This window comes from Corynebacterium sp. HMSC076G08 (assembly GCF_001811515.1).
In the GTDB taxonomy this organism is placed as follows: Bacteria; Actinomycetota; Actinomycetes; order Mycobacteriales; family Mycobacteriaceae; genus Corynebacterium; species Corynebacterium hiratae.
In genome coordinates this window covers 1-24223 of record NZ_KV805068.1, presented here as the reverse complement: position 1 = coordinate 24223, position 24223 = coordinate 1, and the positions used below count along the sequence as shown (strand labels likewise).

The window sequence follows — 24223 nt, the reverse complement described above, 5'->3', positions numbered from 1 at the left end:
CACTCAATCACCCGCAGGCCCGCCACATTCCACGCCGTCACAGTCATAAGACAATAACCGGAATGCCCAAACCAATACGGATTACTACTGTTGTTCGGGTCGGCACCCGTCACATTCACCCAACCCGAACCGGGCTTCACCACGCCAGGGCGCGTAACCGGCCCCTGCTTCACAAGCTTAAGCATGAACCACCACCCCCTGCGGGGTTAGGCGGGGTAGCTCACGGTGGCGTACACAGAGCCGAGGTAGTCGCCGGTGATGATTGTGACGGAGCCGCTGGTTTTCACGTCGATAGCCCCGAACCTGTATGGCAGGGAATGATTTTCCGCAGGGATAAACCCGGCGGGAAGGTTCAGTGAGCGGCCCGAGAATGCCCAAAACTGGAGGAACACGACGCCCCCGAGCTTCTTCACTGACCATCCCGCACCCGACGCGGATTCCGGTACCGGAACTATTTTCCTTAAAGCCATTTCGCCACCACCTCACGAATGCGGCGGCAAAGTCTCCTAGACCGAGGGGGGGGGGGAGCCAAAAACGTGAGCATCAAAGCATCACCCTTCTTCGCATACATCGCCAATAGCATTTCGCCTTCCTTAAAAGTCACGACCTTTTGATTCTTAATGGCCACACCCGTATTCGTCGGGCGATGCTCCACAGTGGCGTTCTCCGTCAACTCCACCCAATACGTACCCGGCGGCGGATAAATACGACCCAACGACCAGATACGCCACCCATCCGGAGTACCACCCATGATTTCCCACACCTCGCCGTTATAGAAAAACACCACCGGGCCCTGACGAATCTTCTTCAGCATCCCTCAGCTCCTTCCTTTCTTATTCCCACCAGTTACCGGTGGTCGGCACGACCACAACAGCCTGGTAGCCTTTTGCGCGGATTGCGGTGTCCGCCTGCTCCGCCGTTTTATCGTCCGGTGCTGCAAGCACAAGCTTCAACCCTGTGGGGGCCAGTGCGACGATGGCGGCGGTAATAGCCGCATCCATCTGGGATTTAGACACATCACCAGGCGCACCCTTCGGCCCAGTCAGCGGTGGGCTGAGCTTACCGGACACGCCCAGCCGGTCCCCCACCCAGAGGATGTCATTCTCTGTGAATTCATCCCGCCACTTCTGCAAAGCCTTCGTAGTTTCACTCGCGGCGGTTGTTGCTGACCTGCCAGCGGAAGTGGCTGAGCTGGCCGCTTTGGTTTCGGAGGTTTTCGCCGCATCCTGCGAGGATTTAGCGGACTTTGCGGAACTCCGCGCTTCCTTCTCCAAGTCGGAAACGGCGCGCTCCATCTCACCAGCCTGCTGCGCGTAGAGTGTCGCCTCACCCGCCGACGACCTAGCCCGATTCTCTGACGCCTTTGCCGACGATGCTGACGACGAAGCCCGACTAGCAGCCGAGTCGGCGTTCGTCTCCGACGTCTTAGCCTTCGCCGCCGACTCAGCAGCAGTATTCACATTCCGCTGAATTTCACGCAGGATGCGGTCGAGCTCGCGGACACTATTCTCATCCAGCAGGTCAGCGTTTTTCACCGCATCCGCCAGTGTCTGCGAGGACCCGGTGCCGATAAACATTTTCACGCTGTCCACCGGGTTGCCGGCGGACACCATGACCAGGATGGCCGGGCCGGGTGCTACCTGAAACTGCACATTCCCGCCCACTACTTTGTACCTGTCAGGGTTGCGGGTGATAAGGCCACCGGAGTGGCCGCGCACCTCCGGGGCGCGCACCCATACTTCATCAATGGTGTCTGGTCGTTGCGTGACGTGCTGCAAAACACCAGTCACAGTAGGCATAAAACCTTCTCCTTCACTTCTTCTAGTGCGCAGTAAAAGTGCCCTTTACTGTCGCCGACTTAACCTTGCGACTATCAGCCAATAGAGCATTCGAGAAGACCTGCACCTCAATAACAATATTGCTCGGCATATTCGCCCTAGTGCCGCTAACCGACTGACTACGAACACCATCACCAAAGACGGTCATCGGCCCCAGCTCCGTGGAGTACTCAGACCCGAGCATCCTGTCACCCGCCCATAGACGGACACCGTAGCCAGACCCACGGTCTGCTGCCGCCCACGTCACAGTCGCATCAATGACAAGGTTTCCACCGGACTTATGCGTGGAGAACGAGTAAATAGTTGACCAACTACCGCGAGGGACAGAAACATTAGAGAGACTACGGTCAATGACCTCCACAGAGCCTTTCGCACGCGTCCACCGGATATGCGCATAGTCAGTGCTCGGGTTAAAAGTAAAACGGCCGATATCGTCGCTTAACTTCTCCCCTTCTCGCGTCAGAAAGTTCGAGCTGCCCTTCGTGTACCACGTGGTGTGCACCATCGTTCGACCAGAAACGTAGGGCAGGTGCACGGTCCAGGTGCCGTCGGAATTGTTTGTTACCCGCGCATCGTCCCGGTTTGCCCCGGCCTTGGTTGCCATGAGTTCGTCCACAGCCAAAGACTGCGCATTGACCATTTCCTGCTGGAGAGCGGCCAGTCGTTCCATGTACCGGTTCTGCGCGTTGTTGATCTGGTTGTTGACGTAGTTGTAGTACTCCTGCGCCTCGCGGAACCGCTGATTGGCCTCGTTAATCCCCTCCTGCGTTTTCTTGAAACGCTCGTTCGCCAGGTTGATGTCAGCCTGGGCCTTCTGCCACTCATTAATCTTGATGAACTGGACGTTGTTCAGGCTGTTGACCTGCGACTGCATCCGCTTAAAAAGATCATTCGAATCATTAATCTTGGCCTGCTCAGTCTTCCACTCTGAGTCCTTCAGCCACTTAATGTTGTTGAACTCGTTGTATTTGCCCTGCGCGGATAGGGCCAGGGCGATGGCTTTGTTGACATCGTCTTGGTTCTTCGTGACCCAGTCCCCGGCCTTATTGGCGGTGTCGCTGACCCCGTTGATGCGCTGCCAGACTAGGCGGGCTGCGGTGTCCAAATCCTGGTTTTCGCCCTGCAGGGCACGGGTCAAGGCCTGCAGTTTCTTGTTCGATGCTTCCGCATCATCAATGGACTTCTGGATGTTCTCAGAAAGCGAATCGTATTCGCGTTGGTAGTCTTGCCGCTGCTGCTCAAGTTGCGCAACAATCGCATCCCTAGCAGCCACCAGCTCCCTATCCCACCGGCCCGTCGCCGCATTCAGGCTTGCGTTCCACTGGCCTGTGGCCGCATTCAGATTCGAGTTCCACGTCTGTGTCGTGCTGCTCAAATCACGGGAAAAATCCGACCTGGCTGACGAGACTGATGATTCAATCTTTTCGTCCAGGCCGAAGAGGTCCCTGCGGTCGTCGACCAAAGCGCGGCGCACCGCCTCATTCTCCGCCAACCGCGCATCCGCATCAGACACCAACTGCCCACCCACATGCACCACATCGTCATCAATGCGGGTAATCGGCAGGGTGACCACGGTGCCCCAGATTTCCACGCGGGCCTTATCCCCCACCTGAAAGTCCTTGAACGGTACCCACGGCCCGAGGCCTGCTTTGGAGATGTCGGTCTCGAGGAAGAAATCACCGCTGGTACGCTTCGCCGCAGCGTCCAAGACTTCTTCCACGTTGGTGGCCGGCGCCTGCTCACCACCAGCAGTGGTGATGGCCACATCCGAGCGGATAAACCGACGCGCCATACCACCCACACGCGGCCCACCCAGAGAAGCAACATAGCCCAGCTTATTGCCAGGTGCTGCAAGCGTGTACAAGTCCTCCAGAGTGATACCCTCCGGCAGGGTCAAGTCATAGGTACCGAACGCGGTGGATGCCAGGGAACGCATGACAGTGACCTGCGCGCTGTCAGCCACGAAGTATGGGGTGGGCATGTTACTGGACCTCCTTGACGGTCATCACAATCATCGCGTGGGGGAAGGTTTGTAGAATCTCGCGCCGCTGGGATGTTCCCTGCGAGGGGCTAATATCCACCTGCGCCGGGGACATGCGTGAGTTCGCGAGGCTCCATGAGCGCACTGGTTTATCCCCTGGCCACCACAAATACGCACCTAAAATCAGGCCGGCGTTTTCAGCCTGGCCTGTTACCGTCTCCCACAGAAAACCGTCCTTGGCCTCAAGGTCAATCGTTGGGGATAGGTCGGTGCGGGGCACTTCGACGATGTGGTACGGGTCATCAATCCAGCGTTTCCCGTTAGGGTCGGCCTGGGTCATCATCGTCGCGTCAAGTGATTCTTGCGCCAGGCGGCGGATGACGAAGCCCGCGGGGCCGTGTTTCCAGGTGAATGTGGTGCGGGTCGCGAGCTCAATCCTCGCCATGAGCCGGGGTGTTTTGTACATGAGACCTGACTCGTCACCATCATTCGGATACGGCGCCGCCGCCCACCACGCTGCAGGCCACGACGCCGCAGGAATCGTATTCCACACGTCCATGATGTTGAGAGCATGCACGGTAATTTCGGCAGGCACACCATCATTGTCGGTGTCGCTGGCCTCGACGTGAGTAATCATTCCACCGCGGCGCACCACCCCATCCTCACCAGGGAAAGCCACCAGCAGCATGTAGTCACCCTGGGCGGTGGGGAGCTTGCCCGACGGGTCGAAATCCCGCAGCGCTGACATCACCAAAAGGTCAGTCAGCCGGTTAATCTCGCCATCCGTGCCGCGGGCTGAGAAGGTTACCTCGAGGTCGGTGGACTCCATCCACTGGTCAGGGGTGTCCTTATCAATCGGCTCCGGCAGGGTAAAAAGTGGATTACCGTCGCCATCTCCGATGCCGTACCAGACCTCGCGCTTGCTGACGACGTAGTCGACGTGCTTGCGCCAGGACTCCCAATCAATGTCGGCCATTTTGTCCTCCCTTCTATCCCCAGGGGTCGGCTACCAACTGGCACCACTCAAGCTCTATCCGAGACCCCGGCAGTTCCCAGGTGGCGGTATCCCCCGGCTCCACACCCTCCGGGGGAATCCCATCCTCACGCAGCACCATCGGATCCGTGTCGATTACATCAGGCATTTTGGTGCCCGCATAGAAGCGTGCCCCTGAGGGGCTGACGATGTAGCCGTAAGTGCCATTTCTCCGGATTTTGGGGTATATAACCCCATCCCCAGTATTCGTCACTGTGACCGTACCGGACTGCACAAACGCAGCCGACCGAGCCAAACCCCGAGCATTAAAAACCGGAACCTCCAACCGCATCGACAAACGACGCGCAGGCTCCACATCAACACCCGGCAACACGCCACCCAGTACCGCATCCACAAAGAACGTGCCCCGCGCACCATCAATCCGAAACACACACGGGGCTGGGTCCTTCGCAGCCACAGTCTTCAACCACGCCCGACGAAACGACCAATACAACCGCTCCATCTCCTCATGCGACTCAGCCACAAGAAGAAACTCAATCGTGGTGTCCACCGGCTTAAACCGGCGCTTGCCGGGTACCACCCCAGAGCGCGCAGGCACCGCAAGGTCAGACCTCTCAGCCTCACCAGTCAACGACACCAGCGCACCCTCCGGGGCCAGCACCTTAGATGTACGCTCCGACCCGGTCAGCAGATACTCCTCACCAGTACCCGTCACCAAAGTAACCTCCATTAGCGAAGCTCCTTCCTACGAGCACTAGCCAACAACGTCGACGAAATACGAGTCTTAACCCCAGCACCCGTCGACGACCGCACCTCCGACAACATCCGGTCAACCTGGTCAGCGGTGTACACCTCATCACCACGCATCACCACAGTCGTCTCACGACGCACCTGGTCATGCGCGCTTGCGTAGCGCGGGTCCATCTTCCACCGCACACCCAAAGACTCCGCCGAGGCCTGATTAGCACGCGCCAAAGCCAAATACTCACCACGCACCTTCTCATTACCCTCAGCAAACGCCGCCGACGAAGCCTCCAGACCACGGATCGCATAATCCAGGCCCTTAATCTGCTCCTTCAACGGCTGCGTCTTCTCAAAATGGTTCACCTCAGCGCGGAAGTCCTCAGCCGTGCGGTCAATATCGCGCTTCTTGTCGCGAATATCCCAAATCGGCTTCATGGCCTCCTGCGTACGAAGCGCGGTCTCCGCAGCCACCAAATCCGGCATCTGCGAACGCAGCACCGACATTGCGTCCCCGCCGCGGAATGCGGCCTTGGACATCAAATCCAGTGTGCGGTCAATCTGCCCCTTGCCCACACTGACACCGGTTTCACGCATCACCGCATCCAGCGCGGCCTGCAGTGATTCCTGGCGGGCCAGCTGGCCACGGTACTCATTAGCGTGCGAGCCTTGCGCCCCCAGCTTGTAGCCCCAACGGCCGAAAACGTTGTTGTCGAGGTTCTTTTTGTTTTCGGCCATCTCGGCCATGATTTTCGCGACCTGCGCCTGACCAGTAGCGCCCTCCAAATCCATGCCGGAAATGCGGGCGGCCATCTTAATCACACGCTCCTGCGCGGTAATCAAATCGGCCTGGGTGCGGGCATTCTGGCGTACGCGTTCCGCGAGCTCGTACTCGGCCTCCAGCTGGGTCAGCTTCGCACTGAGTTCCTTCTGGAAAGCCTCAGCACGCGCCTTCTCATAGGTGAACAGGGCGGACAGGGCGGCATCCGACCACTGGGCCAGCACACCACGCCCCACCTGCGCCTGGAACGCATTATAAGAATCCCAGTCCTCATGGAGGCCCATCATCTTGAGTTGGGCGATTTTCGCGCCCTTCTCAATCTCACCGTCGAGCTTCATGCGGGCCTGAGCAATCGCCAGCATGCCCTCAGCCTCAGCCACCATCCGGTCACGATTAGCAACCTCAAGGTTGAAAGCGGCGACGCGCTGTTCGTTCAGGCCGCGCACCAGCTGCTGCTGCAGCGCAGCCACATTAGCCTGCAGCTCAAGGTTGAGCGCAGCATAGTCAGCGACGACCTGCAGACCCTCGGCCAGGGTTTTCAGCGCGGTGATACGCGCATCCTGAATCCGATGAATCAGATCCACAATCGCACCGACGATGGACTTGATGATGTTGATGCCGACCTTCAGCATGTCCATGGCCATGCCCAGGGTGATACCCGTCGGCCCGGCCAGGCCGGCGATGCTGGCCAGCTTGCCAACCACCATCCCAAGGCCGGTATTAACCGCGCTTGCTGGGGCGCCCATCCCGACAAGCTTGGAGGCCAGGGCCTCAGCCTGCGGAATAAGACCCTCTATCTGCTGCTGCGAGATGAGGACAACGTTGTCGAGGTCTTCGGCCTGCTTCCGGCGAGCCGTCGCCAACTCGCCCTCGGCCTTCATCACGGCCTCGTTTGCCTTCTCAATGTCCTCAACCCGCTTGGCTTCATCCTCCTCCTGCTTAATGCCCAGGTCCTCGCGGACACGGGACAGCTTCTCCTCGGCCTTGGCAATCTTGTCGTTTGCCTTCTCCGAGGATGAGGTGGACTTCTCACGGGCACGCGCCAGCTTCTCCTCAGCCTTGGCAATCTTGTCGGCATCCCCGCTCTCGCGGGCCTTCGCCAACGCCTTTTCCGCATCAGCTACCCGGCGGGCAGCCGAGGCGGAGCTGCTGGTGGACTTGCCGGCCTCGGCTTGCGCATCCGCCAACGCCTTCTCCGCGTCGGCAAGCTTGCGCTTGTCCTTGACGGAGAGCTCTACCTCACCGGTCTCCAGCTCACGCAGCTTCTTCTTCGCATCAGCCAGGGCCTGTTCCTTTTCGGCCAGCGCCTCCGTATGTCCGACGGCACGAGCGCGGGAATCCCACAGCTCCTTTTCGCCGTCGAGGATGACACGAATCTGCTCCGAGCCGGGAAGGTCGAGGCCCAGGTCGAGGACACGACGCACACCTTGGCGAGCATTAATACCCTCGAAGGTGTTGTAGTCCCCGGCCTTCGCCAGCCACGCCTGCGCGTTGTCAGCAAACTTGGCGAAAGCCTCAGTCTGCTGCTGCAGGGCGGGTACAAGGCGCCCGAGCTCGCGGGCAACATCACCCATGGATGCGCCGGAGCGGATCATCTGGGCAATCAGTTTCCACTGGTCGTGGTTGAGCACCGGCTCAGGCTTGCCAGACAGGTTCATGGCAGCCTTGCCGTGCTCCAGCCAGCCACCCTGGTCGTACAGCTTCATCAGGTCAACGATGCCACCCAGGGCATAGCCCCCGGCACGGTCATACGCCGCAGGCAGCGAACCGTAGGTTGCCACCGCGTAGTTCATCGACGCACGCAAGTTCGCCTCAGGGTCCCAAATATTGTCATACCCAGGGTCCTTATGCGCCTGGAACGTCGGGTCAATAACCTGCATCAAACCCTTCGACGGGGTGCCACGCTGCGCATTGATGTCCCAGTCGTTGATGGCACGCGAGTTACCACCAGACTCTTGGTTCATTCGGCGCAGCACACTGTTGGCGAGGGACAGCGGGAAGCCCTTGTCTTTGAGCACGGCTTCGACCATGGGGCGCCACTGCTCCACACCAGTACCCGGGTCACCCTGGAATGCGGCCTCTTCTTTCGCGGCCTTACCGGACACGAAATTCCAGGCTGCATCAATGAGCTTTTTCGCCATCGCCCCAGGCAGCTTGCCCCACTCGCCAAACTTGTCGGCGCCGGGAAAATCACCAATCTTGTTGATGAATCCGTCCCACAGGCGCTTGACCATATTGATGGGATTCCACCCGCCACCACCTTCACCAGCCACATCGTCCAAGACGATGTCATCACCGTCGAAACGCAGCGGAGAGTTAGTGCCCCAGTGGACGTGGTTACCGTGCTGAGAGTTGGTTCCCGCACCGTAGTCAAAAGGAGCGCCGTTCAGCAGGTTCTGCCACCCGTCGAGCGGGTGGTGAATCAGCTGGGTGGTGTTCGGGAAGTTCTTGTGAATCGCCCTGGCCAGTGCCTTCGACGCCGGGGTCGGCATCTGCGTTGCATACTGCCCATCGGCAGCCTGCCAGTCCGTAGCCGCAGCACGTGAGAAATCGTGCATCGAGCCAGGCTCACTACGTGACGCCGAGGTCAGCGTAAACATGCCTGGAAAGTACTTCGACACGAACTTCGCGTGCGACTCCTGAATCGCAGACAAAGCGCCTGCGATATTGGTGAATCCACCTTTGGCGAAGTTGCCGAGGTCGACGATGCCACCAGTGGCGAAGTGCGAGTGCTTCAGCCGCTCGCGAACAGCGGACACGCCACCCTGCCGGGCGGCAGCATTCACATTGTCTAGCCAGTCCTTACCCAAAGCTCGGGTGGCCTCGGGGCGCAGAATGCCCTCACCACCAGACAGGCCGATACGCATACCTGTATTCGGCTCGATGAAGGTGTAGGGGTCACGGCCCGGGGTGTACCCGGGGAGGATACCGCCGGTGGCGAACTTAATTTCCTGCAGCTCGTCTAGATTGACGAGCTTCGCGACCGCGTTCCACGCCTTGCGGATACCACGGTTGTAGACCACGTCCACAACGAACTGAACCGGGGCTTTGGTCTTTTCTTTGATGCCATCCCAAATCTTGCCGATAGCATCCACCGCGGTGCGGAACCAGTCTTGCATGGTGTCCAAAGCCCACTTGAACGGCTGGAACACGTACTGGTCCACAAATTCCCAACCGGCGCGCAGCAGGTTCTGGAAGCCCTGCCAGATAGCCAACATGTCGTCCACACGGGCGCGGAACCAGTCAGCGACGACCTGCAGGCCGAAGCGTAGCGGGGCAAGCACGTTGCTGTCGATGAACTGCCAGCCTGCCTGCAGCAGCCCCTGGAACCAATTCCACACGGCGACCATGTCGTCTACGCGGGCCTTAAACCACGCGGCGAGGTTGGACAGGCTGTCCATGAATGGGGCGAAGATGTTATCGCGCAGCCAGGACCACACCGCACCCATGGCGTCAGCCATGACCTGCCAAGCACTCTTAATGAAGTTGAAAACACCCTGCAGGATAGGCCACAGGGTGTTTTGTGCGAAGCCCACCAAGGCCTCCCACACCGGCTTAATAATGGTCTCCCACCCAGCCTTAATACCGGCAGACAGCACATTCCAACCCACCAGCAGCGGCGCAAGAATCAGCGTACCAATTACACCGATGGTGACCTTCGCCACCTGCAAAATGGCGTTGAAAATCGGCTGGATGACACTATTCCACGCCCAGGAAATACCATCAGAAAGTAGCTTCCACGCACCCATGAAAGCACCACTGATGAAGCCGGCGACGGCCTGCAGCGCGGGGATAACACCGGAGAGGAAACCTCCAACAACCTTGCCGATGACATCAATCAGCGGCACCAGAGCCTTCTCGACGAGCCACTGCACCACACCCAGCAGCACATTAAGCAGCTTCGCCGCGTACTCGACAGCCTTCACCGCGGCCATAATCGCACCCACGATGACGCCACCGATGATGCCGCCGAGCACCTTCAATGCGGGCAGCAACAAAGGCCCAATGAGGTCCCACAGCCCCTTCAGCACGTTGAGGAGCGCGCCGCCGACGGACTTGCCAAGGCTGACGAGGATTTCTACCAGCTTGCCAGCGGACTCGCGTAAAGCCGCGAAGGATTCGGCCAGGGAGCCGGTGATGAAGTCCTTCAGCCACACCAGGCCCTTAAACACGCCGGAGTCGGAGTCCATGCCGAACATGTTCTCCAGCAGGCCGTTGAAGTCGCCGGTGGACAGGTAGCCCCACAGCTCACTGAGCGTGTCTTTGAGCCACTCGATGCCCTTGGTGACCTTTTCGACAGCCTTATCCCATGCGTCGGAGAGAAAGGTGGTGAAAGTCTCCCAAATCTCCCGACCTGTTTCGGTCTTCGTAAAGAACGCCCACAGGGCTACCCCCAACGCGGCCACTGCAGCAATCACAGCGGCAACCGGAGCCACAGCCGCAATCGTGGATGCTGCCAGACCCATCATTGACGTGTTCGCCGCTGTCGCCGCCGCAGACCAAGCCGTCAGCACGGGAGCAATCATCGCAGCGCCCACAATCGCCGCCGACACCGTACCCACAGCACCAGCAACCGCAATAAAAATCGCCGGGTGCTCACCAATGACCTGGGCTACCGACGCAGCCTTATCAGCCAACTCCGACATGATAGGCAGCAGTGCAGTACCGATAGCTTCCTTCGCATCGTTGTACTTCGCGGTCGCCACCTGCTGCTTATGCGCAGCGGTATCAGTCTCGCGTGCAAACTGCCCCTGGGCGCTAGCCGTCTGCTCAGTCAACAGCTTCAGCAGGGTCTGTGCCTTCGCCTGCTTCTCAGCCTCACCAGACAGATTATCCAGCCCGTCAGCGGCCATACGCGCCTCAATATCAGCCTGCTTAATCGAGACACCATACTTCTCGATCGGGTCAGTCTCACCACGCAGCAGCGAGGTCACCGATTCCACCGCTTCCTTGGTGGTACCACCAAACGTGGCGGCCAGGTCAGCGGCCACACCTACGAGGTTCTGGGACTTGTCCGCAACCTCGTCCATGGGCATGCCCATGTTTTTGAGCATCGCGCCCATATTGGCGGACAGCTCACGATACTCACGACCGGAGACACCAACCTCGGTCGCGGCCTGCTTCGACTTGTCGATAATGCCCTGAGCATGGTCGGCGAAGATGGACTCTACCGCGCCGTAGGACTGCTCAGCCTCAGCCGCGTACGCCATCGACTCCTTCGCGATGAGACCGATACCACCAAGGGCGGCGGTGGCGTGAATCTTGTACTTCTCCGCGAACTCGCCAAACTTTGCCGCGCCGTCCTTAGCGGAGTCGGCCATGGACTGGATCTTGCCCTTCGCCCCACCAAAAGCACCGCTGGACTTCTCCAGCTCACGGTTCAGCTCGGACTGAGAGTCCTGCAGCTTCGCCAAAGTGTCATTGAGGTCTTCAAGCTGGTTCTTGTGCTTCTCCTCAGCCACACGAACATTAATTTCCGCCTGCTCAAGCTTCTCGGTCTCACCGATGACACGGGCCTTAGCCTCCTTGACCTTCGCCAACTCAGCCGTACCCTTATCGCCCTTCTCCAGGGCCTTCTGGTACTTCTCCTCAGCATCCTGCAGGCGCAGGGTAGCCGCCTCCAGCTTCTCCTGCTGTGCGGCACGCTTCGTCACCGACGTTTCATAAGCGCGGTCAAGGTCTTTCAGCTTCGTGGAGGAGGCTTTGACCTGGCGCTCGATGTTCTCCACCGCGCTCTCCAAGCCCTTGCTCATGGCGTCGCCGGCACGCTTACCCGACTCCTCCGCTGGCTTCTCTAGGCGCTGCGAAAACTCCTTGCTCATCCCTTTGAAAGTTGGAACTACGGGGACGGCGACGAAACCGGCAGACATTTAAGCCTCCTCAAAACTAAAAACCACCACCCGTTTATTGGGCGGCGGCAATCTCTTCCAACATGCGCAGCGACTCATCCGTCGACGACTCAAACGACCCACCAGAACCATCCGTGAGTACCGTCTTGCGGTCGTGGCTCATACGCTCGCGCTTCTCCGCGGCGATACGCGCATCCTCCAGCTCCTGGGCCAGCTTCTTCGGCGACTTAAGGAAGCTATGCTCATCCCCCGACTCACTAAAGCTCGCATGAAACATAGCCACAGCCAGGGCAGCCTTATCCGCTGGTTTGATATCCCAGCGCTTGGCCCCCACCAGTGTTTCCGGCCGCTCCAACAAATCCTGATAGAGCGCCACCACACGCCGCGTCGACAGGCCACCTTCGGGGTCGAGCCAGTCACGCACATCAAGACCAATGCGCAGCAAATCAACCTCAAGCAGGTCGATATTCTCTACCGCAAGCGCAGCCAAAGCCACCTTGTACACCGACAGGCCAGTCGCCTCAAAGTAAGCGTCCATCTGCTCATACAGGCCACCCTGCGCGTAGGCGGCGGTCATGGCCCGAATCTGCGAAGACTCATCAAACAGCCGCCAGATGAGACGCGGGTTTTCCGGTAGTTGGGTCACGAACTCGTGCCCGAGGTCCATGGGGTCGCGGCGCGCACGGTAGCGTGCCCCGGCGTGTATGAATTCGACCCAGGTGCCCGGCTCATCCTCGAGAATCAGCCGGGCAGACATTACACACCAGCCAGCTCAGTACCACGCTGCACCACCGGGGCAATCACCTCATGCAAATCCTTGCGCGTCGCGCCGGTAAGGTCGAGTAGCTTGCGGGTCAACGGGGTGACCTGCGCAAGAATCATGCCCTCCAAGTTTCCCTCAAACATCAGCGAAGACATGGAGGCAGGCAGCTGGTCCTTGTCAACAATGACCTCAATCTTGAGGGCTACACCGTTGGTGAGGGTGACTTCTTCGGTGTAGATGCCATCCACGATGGTGGGCTTCTCAGTAGTGGTGTCGGCGTCGAGGACTTCAACGTCCTCGGCCTTCGTGGTGGACTTGCGGGTGGTTTTGTTGTTGGCGGTTGCCATGGCGATTCCTCCTTATGGAATTGGAAAATGAAAGGTGTGGCGGTTCCTAGACCTTTTGGTAAAAGCCTGGGTGGGCTGTGTGCGGAACCGCCAAGAAAACACACAGCCCGGTAAGTCAACGACTACTGGTCAGAAGCGCCAGAAACACCGCCTGAGGTACGAACACCATCATTGGAGTTCTCCGCGGTCTCGCCGGTCTTCGGGTCCTCATACTCATGCAGGGTCACATCACCGGACTCATCGTCCTTGACGACCATCGCGGTCAGGCCATTAGCGGAGGCCTGCGGGTGGAACGCGGTACCAGCCTTAATCTGGGCCTCCACATCCGAGATATCCTTGAAGATCTTCTCCTCAACGCGGGTCACGGAGCCGTCCTTTCCGACGATGTAGAAACGCTCCTCGTAGTAGCGCTCATCGTCACCATTGTTGAAAGTGATCTGTACCGGGCGAGCCTGCGGGTCCTTCGCGACCACACGCTCATTAATGACCAGGTCAGCCTTCTCGCGAGATGCCCAGATATGAACCAATCCGGAGGTGAACTTGTGCACAAAGGCGACGTAGCCCTTGGCAACCTCGTCGGAGTGCTTGCCGTAGGTAGTACCCTCCTGCACGACGGCGCCCGGGTTTTCGATGTAGCGCATGGTTGGGGAGCCAGCGATACCGTCCACCGCGCCAGTGATAGCGCCAGCGGTGTAGGAAGTAGCAGTCTGGCCACCGGTCAGGTTGGTGGTGTTGGAGGACACCTCACGGGTGTGACCATGCTGGGAGTCTGTGGGCTCCAGGCCGAGGGATTCCCATTCACCGATGAACGCGCCGGTCTTCTTGTCAATGATTGCGGTATCGGAGAAGTTGACCAGTACCTCGCGGTCTTCAAGGACTCGCAGGTCAAGGCCAACGCTACGAAGCTTGGACATTGTTTATCCCCTTTCGAAAGGACATAGAAAAAGCCACCCCGCGGGGTGGCTAAAAAGGAAAAGTTAGTTGGTGGGTTTACGTCGACGGCTGGAAGAAAAGCTTGGCGATACCGACCGACAAACTCATCGTCGACACAAACCCGGTTGGCTGGTAGGAGGGCCCCGACCCGAAGAACGTGGAAGCGGACCGGGAAACCCCCAGCCCAACCCCCGTCAACCCTTGGGTCAGGGCGGTGTACAGGTTCCTGCCGAGGCGGCGCACCTGGTCATGGTCAGGCCCATACACACTGACCTTCACAAGGTCCCGCGAATGCGCAGACTCATCAACCTGCGCCACATCGCTAGAGACGACCACGCCCACGCCGTCGTTGTGGCAGTTGTATCCGTCGGGCAGGAAATGCAGGTGCACCATGTCCTGGTCAGCCTCAGGAAACAACTTCAGAACATGCTTATGGACAAGGACGACAGGGTCAGGAGTTACACCGAACTCAGGAAGCATCCTTCACCGCCTTCGTCACGAAGCCGTCCTTCGCCTGCTTCGCCACCGCACCAGGATGACGCACCGTCACCACATGCGTAGGACGGTTCGTGCCCCGCGTGGCTTCAGTGATTTTTACGACCTCGCCACGGTCGTCGTGGAGAAAGTCGCGGTCACGCTCGGGCAGCTCATTGACCTCGGGCCAGCGAATCTCAATGAATCGCTTCACCTGCTCCGCCTTCTTACGAGATGCAGCCTTCACCTGCGGTGTAGCCGCCATCTGCTTAAACAGCTGGTGGTAGTTAAGCGACACCGTCTGACACCTCCCCTCGCTCCACGATGAAGATAACCTTCGGCTGGTGCCAGGACACTACTGGGCGCCGACCAACGCTATAGTCGAAAGACTGGCGCTGCTGCACCGTGTAGTCCTCGCCGCGAATGGTGACCACGTCCCCGTCAGTGACTTCAGTGCCTGGTGGGGCGAGCACCTGAAGCTTCGTAATGTCACCATGCGCGAAACCATCACCGCTCACCACCTGGTCACCGGCTGGGGACACCACACAGTGCTCCACTACCCTGCCCGGCGCGTACTGCGGGCGGCCCCGGTGGTCACGGCCAACCAGTCCACCGCGGATTGTGATGGGCTCGCCGAATTCATCTGGGCGCCAGGCCATCAGCACCGCCCCCGCTCACTGAACTCAGCACCACCCACAGGCCAACGACGCCCGAACGGGACTACCCGGCCACCGCGCCCCAGCGGTACAGCACGCACACCCAACCCCAACAGGTCGAGGATGGCATCATCAAGGCCCACACCACCCCAATGAATGCCTACTCCTTGCGAGTAGGACACTGAATCGGACTGCGGGCCCGTTGTCGACGACGCAGACGCACGCCCCACGTTGTCGCCGATGAGTACCGCCTGGGACACCATGATGCGCACCGCCTGCTTCACAGCAACAGCACGCCACGGCTCGGCCTCAATCTCAGATGTGAGGTCACGTCCTCGGCGGGCGAACTCCATGACGATGAGCTCCAGCGCCTGGGCGATAAGCCCCTCGGCGCGTTTCTTCTCATCCTCGGTTAGTGGCCGGGGGAATACCGACAGGATGTCATCAACAGTGACCTCCATGGGCATAGCACCCCCTTTCTACTGGGCGTTAACAACCTTGATGATGTAGCCCATGATTTCGTTACGCCGCGTCAAACCCGTCAGCTTGATGCCATTGGTGCGGGCATACTCTTTCCAGCGGGCTACCGGTTCGGTGCGCTTCGGCAGCGGCGGATACCCGCCTGTTGGGGTGGCCTCCGGCTCCTCCACAGGCTCCGGCTCGGGCTCCTCAACAGGCTCCGGCTCCGGCTTCTCCTCGACAACCTCGTCGGCAACGACACCACGCTCACGCAGTACCGCCGCCTCATCCTCAGTCACCTCAAGAACCGTGCCAGACGGGTGCACCACCCGTGAATCCAGCGGATAGAACGCCGCTTTCTTCAACACAATCTGCGGCATGCTTATCGCCCCGCTTAAATAGCGCCGGTGAGCTTCACCGCGGCCTTCGGAGCACGCACCGCCAAAGCGCGCCAGTGCGCATAGTCAGAGCGCCACGACATGGTGGAACCACCATGACCAGACTGGCCATGCTCCTCGTAGAACGGGGTGAAAATCGGGTCACCGGTCTGGAAGCGCGTACCCACGGTGCCGTAATCAGAGTCAGCGAACACGTAAGCCACACCGTCCGGCAGGGCCTGGTCGGCCACCAGCTTGAACTGCTCAGCCACCAGCGGCTGCTCACCAATACCAGTAAACAGCGGGTTCGCGTGCGCCATGTCACCAATGTAGAAGCTGGAGGTCTGCTTATTGCGCTTCAGGGCGTTCAGCGTCTTGCGGTTCGCCCACACGTAGCCAGCGGAGTAGTTGAACAGGTTGCCGCGAGTGTCCTTCGCACCGGCAAGGAGGTCATCGGCAGCCCACAGGTCATCTACGGCCTGCGCGTCAGCGGTGTTCCACTTCTTTGCCACCGGCAGCTCCTCGATACCAGCCTCCTCAAGGGCAGCCATTGCATCAGCGGAGTTGCCGCGGCGAATCTCAGCCACGCGGCCAACGAGCTCGCGCTGAATATCCGCACCGGTACCGTAGTCGCGCTGTTCCTTGGAGATACGAAGACCGATAGCCTTCTTCGTCAGGTCAGCGTACTTACGCTCACCAGCATCCGGGTCACCAACCGGAATCTCGCCGAACTCCGGAACGGTCTGCACGGCCTCGTCCAGGCCCGGCGCCACATCAATGTTGTAGCCGATGGTGAGGTGGTCAACGTTGTGTGCGTTGAAGAGCAGGTCGTATGCCTGCGTGCCGATAAGCAGTTCGGAGGCTGCAGCCTCGAGAAGTTCGGAGGAGGTCAGGATGTCCTCGACCGGCAGCACTTCGAGGGCGTCAAAGTAAGAGTTGTTCGTAGCCATTATGGGTGCTCCTTCTAGGCCGCATCAGGGCCCGCGGTCGGCAGGCCATTAAGAATGGTCAGGGTCTTACCGTCAGCAGTGGGGCGGATTGCCACACCAATCTTGACGGTGCCGGTGGCGGATACCTTGCCGTCAGCGGCGGCGTACACCGCAGCACCGGCCTTAATCTCACCGTTGGTCTCCACCTTCACGGCGGCGGTGCCGTAGTGGACGGCGATGTTCTTCGCGCCTGGCTCCTTCGCCTCAAGGCGACCGGTTTCGGTTACAACGCCCAGGGCGCCGGCCTTACCGTCGGCGTAGGCAATCTTGCCGTCCTGGTTGAGGGCGACGACGCGGAACTTGTCGAGGTCGGTGGCGATATCGAAGCCAATCGGGCCATGCTTGAAAGTCGGATTAGACATTACGAGCCTTTCTTGTTGTTGTTGCGGATACTGTCGGCCTTCGCCAACAGCTCTTCAGCCTTCGACTTCGGCATGCCAGCACCAACGTGGCCTGCCTCCGTCATCGGGATAGTGTTCTTCGGGTTCGACCCGTACACCTCGCGGGCAAGGGCCTCGTTCTCGTGCATAACGGACAGCACCTTGTCGCGCTGCGCCGCAGCGACACGACCCTCGGCAATCCAGTTATCCACCTCGGCAATGCGGGCCTCACGGGCTTTATCGGACGCGGCCTGTGCCCCCTGCTTGGCCTGAGTCACCAGCAGGTTGTAGGTATCCCGGTCAAGGGTCACGGTGTTGGGCGACTCCGCCCCAGCCAGGGTCTCCGTGTCTTCAGTGCCAGTCGGCTGTTCATCGTCGTCGGCGAGGGCTCGCACCTTGAAGGCCACCGGCACCTCAGCGGAGTCATTCACCGTGACGGTCGCGGGGGCCGTGTCCCCCGGCTCCACACCAGCCGGAGCCTTGGCTGTGACCGCACCGGTGGACTCGTCCACGGTGATATCCCACCCATCCGGAGTATTAGATACGGCGAACGCCAGCCCCAGGGAGCCACCAGCTTCGCCGTCGGTGTTTGCAATGGTCGGCTCGACCGTTACGCGCTCAGTCGGGGCCACGGCGGTCTCCTCCGGGTAGGCCACATCAACCTGACCGGAGACCTCGACGGTCTCATTGAAAAAGCCGGACAGCTTCTCACGAAGCACATCCGGCTCGACACCCAGTTCCTGGGCGAGATTCTTGATGCTCATCGCATCTCCTTCCTGCCCATCACTGGGCGTAGTGTTTACTGGTGCCGATTCCGACCGGCAACCAATCGTCGGCGGCGGCGCCGCAGACCGGGACGAATACCGAAACTCAGCAACCATCCGGCCCGAATACGCAGCGGCCAACGCCACCGGCTGCTTCGCATCCTCAATCGCGTCCACCAGGCCAGCAGCCACAGCCTCCTCAGCCGTGTACCACGTCTCCGCGGCCATCACATCGAGCCAGTCGTCCAGTTCTCCGCCGGCCTTCTCTGCGTAGATAGCGGCAAGCTTCGCGTCCTGGCGGGATAGGTCAGCGCGCATCTTTTCAATGTCGTCAGCGTTGCCGGACAGCATCGTCCACGCCTTGTGGATCATCACCTCAGCGTTCGGGCGAATCACCACTCGACCACCCACGCCAACAGCGATGAACGACGCCGCCGATGCCGCTAGGGCCTCCACCACGACGGTGACCTCACCGGCGTAGGCGCGCAACGTATTAAGAATTGCGATGCCCTCGTACACGTCGCCACCACGGGAGTTAATACGCACCCGGACGGGTTCTCCGTCGAATTGGTTGAGCTGTTCCTGCACCTGCTTAGCGGTGTTCTCCCAACCAATATCCCCGTAAATCAGTAGGTCATTCATTGGGCACCTCCTCACTGTTTTCCCCACCTGAAGATGGGGGCTTCTCATTATCTGGGGTTAGCGACACCCCGAGTTTCTCCTCAGCGTCGCTGAGAGTCTTCTTGTCTTTCAGTGCTTCAAACAGCGACCGGGCCTTCGGAATACGGAACGACGAGCGCACCCACTGCTCCAGGTTCGGCTCCTTCGTCAGCACACCCTGGGCAGCCAGCTGCGAAATATCACCCGGCGTCAGGTCCTTCTGAACCTGAATCCTGGTAGATGTAATGAACGGCGTTGGCCCCTCATATTCGGGGAACGCCACCCGCACCAGGTCCTCCACAATGTGCTGCGAAGCAGTATCAGCAATCCACTCCGCCATCGACTGCAAGCCTTGAATGAACTCGCCAAGCTGCACGGAGGCCAGCGCGTACGAGCCGCCCCCGCCTGTCAGGTTCAAGTGTGTGGCATTGCAGGCGATAGCGATCTGGTTGGCGTGGTACTCCATCGACGCCGGAATGTCCGGCAGCTGGCCGGTGACACCTTCCACCGGCATCTCAGCGCCAGGGGGTAGTGAGTAGCCGGTGATTGAGCCGGCCGCGTATTCCTCGGCAAGCTGCTGCCCTGCCTCCATCTCCGCTTTAACTTCACTACGGTCAGTTAGCTGAGAAGCCTTATATTTGGCCACACCCAAGCCGTTGCGCTGCAGCACCAGCGAATTCAACTTCTGCAGCTTCTGCAACTCCAGCCAATTGTCGCGAGCCGGGGCGAACACGCTCGCACCCTCCCACGTGCCATCACGCCGACCATGCCGGTAAGCCACAAGACGACTAACCGGGATAAAGACCTCCTCGTGGCCGTTAATCCCCCGCTGGCGGATACCAACGAGGCCACCATCGTCAGCAACCTCGATGCTTCGAATCGACAGGTTGGGGCGCGGGGCGAGCTTGCGCAGATGATTACGACCATCCACACCAACCTCGTACACCTGCTCAAAGAACGCCACACCGGTAAAGATCGCCTCCAAGGCAACCTTCAGATGTTCGTCCCAAGACACGCGACCTGTACGCCGCGGCTGCTGCCCCTCCTCCCCCTCGACCGGTAGTCGAAGGTCATGCGAGACCAGGTCGACAATTTCCTGCGGGGCACCGTTCGGCGCCACCGACCAAGTGGCCTGCTCAATCGGCTTACGGATCGCGTTCTCAACCTGCGCAATCTTCGCCGTCAACCGCATCTGCACAAGCTCACGCTGAAATGCCTCCCACGTCATCCCCTCGGGGCGCGCCACACGCTTACTAAAGCGCGGCACCGCGGCATGGCCAACCTCGCGAACAATCTGCACATTGTCAGGCAACTAAAACACCTCCCTGCTTACGCTTCGACCACATCGGCAACACGCCATGCGGATTCATCTTCTTCTCCTCAACCGGCCGGCCAGCACCCTCACGGGACTCCACCAGCCACCGCTGCAACCCCCACAGCGCGAACGTGGCAGCCACCAGCTCCGACACATCCCCCGAATAGCGGTCAATCGCCGGATACTTACCGCCCTCCTGGCGGCCGCGGGCGACCTCCAACTGCTCCATCCACAACTCGGACGAGTCCAGCGAAATCGCCCCATCCATCACGGCCTGCTTGAACTCGCGGTAAGCCAACGACACCGACGCGCCATTCATCAACACCGGGTCAATCCCCACAGTCTGCAGCGCAGGCACAAGCACGCCCGCCGTAGCATCCTTGTCTAGGAGCACCGCCGCCGGACGGTACCGGTCCACAAACTCGGCCACGACCTTTACCGTGTCATCGACTGAGAACACGGCCTCCGAGGCCGGCCGCGGCTGCAGATGAATACCACCAGCAGCCTCACCAGCAGACACCAACGCCACCCGGTCAGCGGTGGGCGATACCTCGAGCGCCAGGACGCAGTCAGCGACCGAAACAGGCTCCGGTGTGATGAGTGCTTGCATCGCCTCGCGCGGAACAATCAGCTCTTCATCACCAGACGACCCGAACTCGTACCACCGCCCCCAGCCAAGCATCTCAACATCAAAGCCGTTGTCCGTCAGCTTGGAACGCATCGACCGCATCTTTTTCGCATCCACCAGCTTCGGAAACCCATACGATGGGTTCGCCAGCATCCAGGTTCGCGGGTCATCACGGTCCACATCCAACGGGGCACAGAACTCAGAGAACAACATCCCCTCAGCAGCACCACTCAACGCCCGGTATCGAATACGCGACAACTCCGCCCCCTTCGGGTGCTTATCCCGATTCACCGCCGACGAAGCATAAAACGTTTGCGGGTCAGCCGCAGCCAACTGGGTTGGAGCGACCGCATCCAACTCGCCGGACTCGAGGTTGTACGCCTCATCCAGCAACAAAAGGTCAATCTCGTCGAAACCACGGCCCATATCGTTCGACCGCGTAGTGAACTGGATCTTGCCGCCTTCAGCGGTCTCCATCTCAGCCTCACCAGCCGACGCAGTGTTACGAACGATGCGCCGCTCCGCCCACTTACGCGACTTAATACGGCGCCACAGGCGATTACGGATCGACTTCGCTGTACGCCACTGGTGTGCCGAGAAAACAATCTGATGATTGAGCACAAACATGCGGTACAGCATGATGACCTCAAGTACCAGCGACTTGCCGTTCTGCCGCGGGCACAACAACACCACGTCGGTGTGTAGCCACCGGCCATGCTCATCGACAGCCAACGACCACAGCACCTGCTCACGCTGCCACGGCATCAAAATAATACCGAAGCGGCGTGCCAGCTCGATAGCCTTCCTGCCGTGTGTGAAGTCCCCGCCTTCGCATCGCACTAATGCCTGCGGTGATTGGCGGCCTTCGAGCTCCGGGAACTCCATCTCAAGCTCGGAGCGGTAATCAGCGTTGAAATCAGAGTCCGGCGAATCCGTCCTCTTCATCACTAGAGACCTGGTCACCTTGCCTCCTCTGAATCTCCGCCAACAACTGACGAAAAACCGTTGCTAGCTGGCGCTGTTCCGACACCGCGGTGTCCATCTTCAGGACAATCTCGCCCTCACCATGAAAAATGCGGCACCACGTGTCCTCGTCGCCGCTGGTAATCCGGTTCAGCCGGTCCAGGCGGTCCTTCGTGCGCGCCGCCTCGACAATCAGCGCTTGTGTTGAGGCGTCATTGTTGGGATTTGTCAGGTGTTGGTAGAGCGCCTGGCCGCCGGGGCTGAATTCCTCAATTGGTCTATGTTCCATCGTCGCCTCCTAGCTAGTCAAACACACAACTTTTCGAATGCCTGAAGAAAAGCTCGCGAGCAAGGGCCGGAAGGGGGGAGTCGTGGGCAAACCCCGGAATAATTGGTGCACCCCACTAATTATTAGAACGACCATTCGATAACATACCGTTCCCGCTGGTCACATGCCTTTTCGGGCTTTTTCGGGCTTTTTGGTCTAGCTTCCGTCTCCTCCACGCCATACCAGCCGGGCCCATGCTCAACCCAGCGATTCGCAATCGACCGATTGCACCGACGATGGATCAGCCTGTAAGCAGGGCTCGTTTTATCTCCATGCTTGTGGTCGGCTTCCAGCGGCGCCTGGTCAAAGTTCAGGGCTGCTTCTCGGTACATTGGCTTGCCACAGTAGGTGCACTTGGTGCCATCAACGAGGTTGTAGAGCATGCGGGCGCGATTGACTTTGTGTGCGTTGTCGTATCCCCGCTCGGCGGTTGTGCCCTTCGATGGCATGCTCCACCTCCTCCGATTGGTGTCTTACTCCGGTCACGAGCCGGTGGCCTCGCCTCAGGGATGTTGATAGCAGCGTCTGTGTGGACGGAAGTGAGGCAGGCGGTAAGACTAGAAGCCCCTGGCTGGTTGACTCACAAATCACCATTAGGAAACACAGGAAGTGCCAGGGGGCTTAAAACGACGAAAACCCCAGCGCTTGCCGGGGTTCTTACGTCAGCGCAAGCCTATCATTCTAATCCCGGCCCATGTCAAGGTTTGAACCGTATTTCTCTACAAGATGCCGCTTCACCCTCGCGCTACGCAACAGCGCGGCAGCCTGGTCAGCCGGGTTGACCCACCGGTTAATCATCCGCGCCTGGTCGTCGAGCTCTTGCAGCAGGTCGGCCGCCCAGTCCAACTCGGACAATGGTTGGGCGTGCCAGGCGATGAGCCCGCATAGGCGTGGGGCGGTGAAGTCGTCCTCGGCGATGCGGATGCCGATGCCGTCGGCGCCGAAGGCATTGAGGCATAGCTCGCGGAGGTTCTGCTCCATCGTCACGTAGCGGTGCATCCACAGCCAGTTGCCCGGTGACTTTGGGCCCGCGCCTTTGATGCTGTTCCTGGTCTTAACCTCTGGTGGGGCTGGGTTGGTGTCTTTGAGTCGGTGCATTTCTTTGTAGAGCTCTGCAAGCTCGCGGGCCGTGTCACGGAGTTGGAATTCGTCTACTGGTTTCATGCTGCCTCCTCGAGTTGGGCTTTGACTGCTGTGATGAGTGCTTGCTGAGTGGTGTCTTTGCGGGTAAGAGCTTGGTGGACTGTTTGGTCGATGCTGTTGGCGGTGTCGATGTGGATAATGCTGACGGGCTCGGTTTGGCCCTGCCGATGCAGGCGGGCGTTGGCTTGCTCATAGAGCTCGAGTGACCAGGGAGTGGTGTACCACACCATGATGTGCCCGCCGTCTTGGAGGTTGAGGCCGTGGCCCGCGCTGGCGGGGTGGATGAGCGCGACGGGAATATCACCGTTGTTCCAGTCTTCAAAGTCCCGCTGGGTGTCGAGTACGCGCGCGCCCGGGATGGCGTTGAGGATGCGGTCTCGTTCGTGTTTGAACCAGTAGCACACCAGGATGGTGTTGCCTTGGGCTTGGTCAACGAGTTCGGTGAGTGCCTGGATTTTCTCGTCGTGGATGGTGATGTAGTCATCACCGGCTTCGTTGTAGATAGCACCCCCGGCGAGTTGCTGCAGCTTCAGTGACAGGGTTGCGGCGTTGGCGGCGTCGATGGTGTCGTCGTCGAGGTCCAGGACGAGGTCACGCTTGAGGGTGTCGATGTGCTTGCGCGCCTTGGTGGGGAGTTGGACGGTGATGTGTTGGTGGGTGGCTTCGGGTAGTTGGAGGTAGTCGGTGGTGCGCATGCTGACGGTGATGTCGGCGATGTTGTCGTAGATGGCTTGGTCCGCGCCTGGTCTCAGGTTCCAGTTGTAGACGATGGTGCCGTTGCGCCGGCCAGGGGTGAAGTATTGGTCGCGGTAGTGGGTGATGTACTGGACCTGACCCCTGTTTGGTAGACACCTGATATC

24 protein-coding genes are annotated in these 24223 nt (G+C 59.7%); all 24 read right to left on the bottom strand.

The features are described 5' to 3' along the window. Positions 1–206: 206 nt before the first annotated feature. The gene (locus HMPREF2806_RS09610) at positions 207–470 is read right to left on the bottom strand and encodes a hypothetical protein (protein WP_070517557.1); all 264 of its coding nucleotides are present in this window, start codon (positions 468–470) and stop codon (positions 207–209) included. Then, positions 461–814: a hypothetical protein gene (locus HMPREF2806_RS09605; protein ID WP_070517555.1), complete on the bottom strand. Its 354-nt coding sequence runs from the start codon at positions 812–814 to the stop codon at positions 461–463. The genes HMPREF2806_RS09610 and HMPREF2806_RS09605 overlap by 10 nt, the downstream gene beginning before the upstream one ends. 19 nt (positions 815–833) lie before the next feature. Beyond that, positions 834–1799, bottom strand: a complete 966-nt coding sequence (locus HMPREF2806_RS09600) for a hypothetical protein (protein ID WP_070517553.1) — start codon at positions 1797–1799, stop codon at positions 834–836. Between the two features lie 22 nt (positions 1800–1821). Continuing rightward, positions 1822–3819 carry a hypothetical protein gene (locus tag HMPREF2806_RS09595; protein ID WP_070517551.1) on the bottom strand — a complete coding sequence of 666 codons (1998 nt, stop codon included), beginning with the start codon at positions 3817–3819 and terminating at the stop codon, positions 1822–1824. A gap of 1 nt (position 3820) precedes the next feature. Then, positions 3821–4795, bottom strand: a complete 975-nt coding sequence (locus tag HMPREF2806_RS09590; RefSeq protein ID WP_070517549.1) for a hypothetical protein — start codon at positions 4793–4795, stop codon at positions 3821–3823. 13 nt (positions 4796–4808) lie between these two features. Next, complete coding sequence (locus HMPREF2806_RS09585; protein WP_070517547.1) at positions 4809–5543, bottom strand: hypothetical protein; 735 nt, start codon at positions 5541–5543, stop codon at positions 4809–4811. Beyond that, entirely contained in the window at positions 5543–12205 is a 6663-nt protein-coding gene (locus tag HMPREF2806_RS09580) for a transglycosylase SLT domain-containing protein (protein WP_070517545.1), read from the bottom strand. The genes HMPREF2806_RS09585 and HMPREF2806_RS09580 overlap by 1 nt, the downstream gene beginning before the upstream one ends. Before the next feature lie 34 nt (positions 12206–12239). Next, on the bottom strand, positions 12240–12941 hold the full coding sequence (locus tag HMPREF2806_RS09575; RefSeq protein WP_070517544.1) for a hypothetical protein: 702 nt from the start codon (positions 12939–12941) through the stop codon (positions 12240–12242). Further along, the gene (locus HMPREF2806_RS09570; protein WP_070517542.1) at positions 12941–13294 is read right to left on the bottom strand and encodes a hypothetical protein; all 354 of its coding nucleotides are present in this window, start codon (positions 13292–13294) and stop codon (positions 12941–12943) included. Before HMPREF2806_RS09570 ends, HMPREF2806_RS09575 begins: the two co-directional genes overlap by 1 nt. Before the next feature lie 122 nt (positions 13295–13416). Then, positions 13417–14208, bottom strand: coding sequence for a hypothetical protein (locus HMPREF2806_RS09565; RefSeq protein ID WP_070517539.1), 792 nt, complete (start codon positions 14206–14208; stop codon positions 13417–13419). Positions 14209–14284: 76 nt separating this feature from the next. Beyond that, positions 14285–14644, bottom strand: a complete 360-nt coding sequence (locus HMPREF2806_RS09560; RefSeq protein WP_232745397.1) for a hypothetical protein — start codon at positions 14642–14644, stop codon at positions 14285–14287. 52 nt (positions 14645–14696) lie between these two features. Beyond that, complete coding sequence (locus tag HMPREF2806_RS09555) at positions 14697–14999, bottom strand: hypothetical protein (protein WP_070517535.1); 303 nt, start codon at positions 14997–14999, stop codon at positions 14697–14699. Beyond that, positions 14989–15360, bottom strand: coding sequence for a hypothetical protein (locus HMPREF2806_RS09550; RefSeq protein ID WP_083306540.1), 372 nt, complete (start codon positions 15358–15360; stop codon positions 14989–14991). The genes HMPREF2806_RS09555 and HMPREF2806_RS09550 overlap by 11 nt, the downstream gene beginning before the upstream one ends. Next, positions 15360–15818 carry a Gp19/Gp15/Gp42 family protein gene (locus HMPREF2806_RS09545; protein ID WP_070517615.1) on the bottom strand — a complete coding sequence of 153 codons (459 nt, stop codon included), beginning with the start codon at positions 15816–15818 and terminating at the stop codon, positions 15360–15362. Before HMPREF2806_RS09545 ends, HMPREF2806_RS09550 begins: the two co-directional genes overlap by 1 nt. An 18-nt stretch (positions 15819–15836) precedes the next feature. After that, positions 15837–16196, bottom strand: coding sequence for a hypothetical protein (locus HMPREF2806_RS09540; RefSeq protein ID WP_070517533.1), 360 nt, complete (start codon positions 16194–16196; stop codon positions 15837–15839). Positions 16197–16210: 14 nt separating this feature from the next. Next, positions 16211–17143 carry a hypothetical protein gene (locus tag HMPREF2806_RS09535; protein ID WP_070517531.1) on the bottom strand — a complete coding sequence of 311 codons (933 nt, stop codon included), beginning with the start codon at positions 17141–17143 and terminating at the stop codon, positions 16211–16213. 14 nt (positions 17144–17157) lie between these two features. Continuing rightward, positions 17158–17544 (bottom strand): hypothetical protein, encoded by a 387-nt coding sequence (locus tag HMPREF2806_RS09530; RefSeq protein WP_070517529.1) that lies wholly within the window; start codon positions 17542–17544, stop codon positions 17158–17160. After that, positions 17544–18968, bottom strand: a complete 1425-nt coding sequence (locus HMPREF2806_RS09525; protein ID WP_070517527.1) for a head maturation protease, ClpP-related — start codon at positions 18966–18968, stop codon at positions 17544–17546. Before HMPREF2806_RS09525 ends, HMPREF2806_RS09530 begins: the two co-directional genes overlap by 1 nt. After that, a complete protein-coding gene (locus HMPREF2806_RS09520; protein WP_070517525.1) occupies positions 18961–20298 on the bottom strand; it encodes a phage portal protein family protein in 1338 nt (445 codons plus the stop codon). The genes HMPREF2806_RS09525 and HMPREF2806_RS09520 overlap by 8 nt, the downstream gene beginning before the upstream one ends. Continuing rightward, a complete protein-coding gene (locus HMPREF2806_RS09515) occupies positions 20291–21892 on the bottom strand; it encodes a terminase large subunit (protein ID WP_232745394.1) in 1602 nt (533 codons plus the stop codon). Before HMPREF2806_RS09515 ends, HMPREF2806_RS09520 begins: the two co-directional genes overlap by 8 nt. After that, the gene (locus HMPREF2806_RS09510; RefSeq protein WP_070517521.1) at positions 21846–22181 is read right to left on the bottom strand and encodes a hypothetical protein; all 336 of its coding nucleotides are present in this window, start codon (positions 22179–22181) and stop codon (positions 21846–21848) included. Before HMPREF2806_RS09510 ends, HMPREF2806_RS09515 begins: the two co-directional genes overlap by 47 nt. 122 nt (positions 22182–22303) lie before the next feature. Then, the gene (locus HMPREF2806_RS09505; protein WP_070517519.1) at positions 22304–22669 is read right to left on the bottom strand and encodes a hypothetical protein; all 366 of its coding nucleotides are present in this window, start codon (positions 22667–22669) and stop codon (positions 22304–22306) included. A 232-nt stretch (positions 22670–22901) separates the two neighbouring features. After that, the gene (locus HMPREF2806_RS09500; protein ID WP_070517517.1) at positions 22902–23384 is read right to left on the bottom strand and encodes a hypothetical protein; all 483 of its coding nucleotides are present in this window, start codon (positions 23382–23384) and stop codon (positions 22902–22904) included. Continuing rightward, a partial coding sequence (locus HMPREF2806_RS09495) for a DEAD/DEAH box helicase (protein WP_198531338.1) occupies positions 23381–24223 on the bottom strand: 843 nt, incomplete at its 5' end. The genes HMPREF2806_RS09500 and HMPREF2806_RS09495, both read right to left, overlap by 4 nt.